This is a genomic window from Streptomyces sp. NPDC002690 (assembly GCF_053592415.1).
On record NZ_JBSFVR010000734.1, the window covers coordinates 1 to 1342 of the forward strand.

A 1342-nucleotide genomic window follows, 5' to 3' on the forward strand; every position below is an offset into this window, starting at 1 on the left:
GGCGAAGGCGAGCTCAAGGTGCGGGCCCGAATCAGAGCAGCTATCGCGGCGGGCAGGCCGTTGAGCCTGTGGTGACACCTACTCCGCGACAGCCCACATGGGGTATGTCACCCTTGTCCGTTACCGTCAAGGCATCACGCCGCAGGTCGCAGGCGTGTACGTCTCAGAGGAGTGGCCTCGTGGCCGATGCGCACCCCAGCCACAGCGGTATGCCGTCGTTGTACACCGCCGAGATCACCAGCTATCACGGCCGGTGGACGATGTCGGTCATCGGTCCCGGCCTCGAAGTCGCGGCGGGACCCAATATCGACCTCGGACCAGCAGACGTCGTGACGGTGGCGCACCCCGACGATCCGGGGCGATACCTGATCGCCATCGACGGCGAGGTCCCGGTGCTTCCCCGGGAGCGAGCCGTCCAGAACTTGGAGAACCACGGGTTCGTGGTCGCGACTGCCGCGCGCTCAGATGCGCGTACCGATGACGGCTGGACGCAGGTCGCGGCCACGCTCTGGACGGCGCCCTGCCACCCCATTGCTTGATCACAGGCAACGCCTTCACGATGCCGCACGCTCTGACCTTCGTGTTCCGGCGTGCGGCATCACTGCTGGGCGGGGGCCGGCGCGGCTGAAGCCGTGCCTACGAGCCCGACTCCTGGGACGGTGCGTCGGCCTCAAGGTGCTGCCTGATGGTGATGTACCGCTCCGGTTCCCACTCCGGTGATGCCGTCAGTTGCTCCCGGACCCAAGCGTCGATCTTGCGCTTCAGCTCGTGATCGTACGTGTCCACGCTGGTGCTCCTTGTAAACATCCCAGGTCAGCACTACCTGGTTGTGTTAAGTCACTGGCACCAGTGGCAGCTGGCATACCCGACGCTCAGCAGCACCGGCACGTCACGGCGCTTGGCTTCCTCGAACGCCTCGGGCGACCAGGGCCACCAGTCGACCGGGTTGTCCGCGTGCTGGAGGAGGTACGGGGAGGTGGTGTGCGCGAGTCGGTTGACCATGCCCCAATCCTTGCGTACCGGGGGTGGCGACTGGGGGACGGGCTCACCGGGGGGCCGCGGAAGAGGCCGAGTGCCAAGGCTGCCCCACGACGCCTTGTCGTCTCTGTGTCGACGAGCGAACCACCCCACGGTTCTGAACTTCTCGCCGTCGACGAGCGAACCACCCCACGGTTCTGAACTTCTCGCCGTCGACGAGGAACGGGTCGAGCGCCTTCTCGCTCGACCCGACCCGGGACAAGCCCTCCTACGACATCTCCGGCAGACGGAGGCGTGGGGCCGGGCGCCGCTGTACGGTCAGCAGGCGTCCGGCTCAGGCCGGGGCAGTTCGTCAAGGTCGAGG

2 protein-coding genes and 1 pseudogene are annotated in these 1342 nt (G+C 66.9%); 1 reads left to right on the forward strand and 2 read right to left on the reverse strand.

The window, feature by feature from the left end:
• The first annotated feature begins 179 nt into the window (after positions 1-179).
• A complete protein-coding gene (locus tag ACWD3D_RS37115; RefSeq protein ID WP_451465032.1) occupies positions 180-539 on the forward strand; it encodes a hypothetical protein in 360 nt (119 codons plus the stop codon).
• A gap of 97 nt (positions 540-636) precedes the next feature.
• Here ACWD3D_RS37115 and ACWD3D_RS37120 read toward each other — a convergent pair whose 3' ends face one another.
• Together ACWD3D_RS37120 and ACWD3D_RS37125 are read right to left on the reverse strand one after the other, a co-directional pair.
• Positions 637-786 carry a hypothetical protein gene (locus ACWD3D_RS37120; RefSeq protein ID WP_451465033.1) on the reverse strand — a complete coding sequence of 50 codons (150 nt, stop codon included), beginning with the start codon at positions 784-786 and terminating at the stop codon, positions 637-639.
• A gap of 57 nt (positions 787-843) precedes the next feature.
• A pseudogene (locus tag ACWD3D_RS37125) lies at positions 844-1002 on the reverse strand (DUF255 domain-containing protein); the annotation flags it as partial.
• Between the last annotated feature and the right edge of the window lie 340 nt (positions 1003-1342).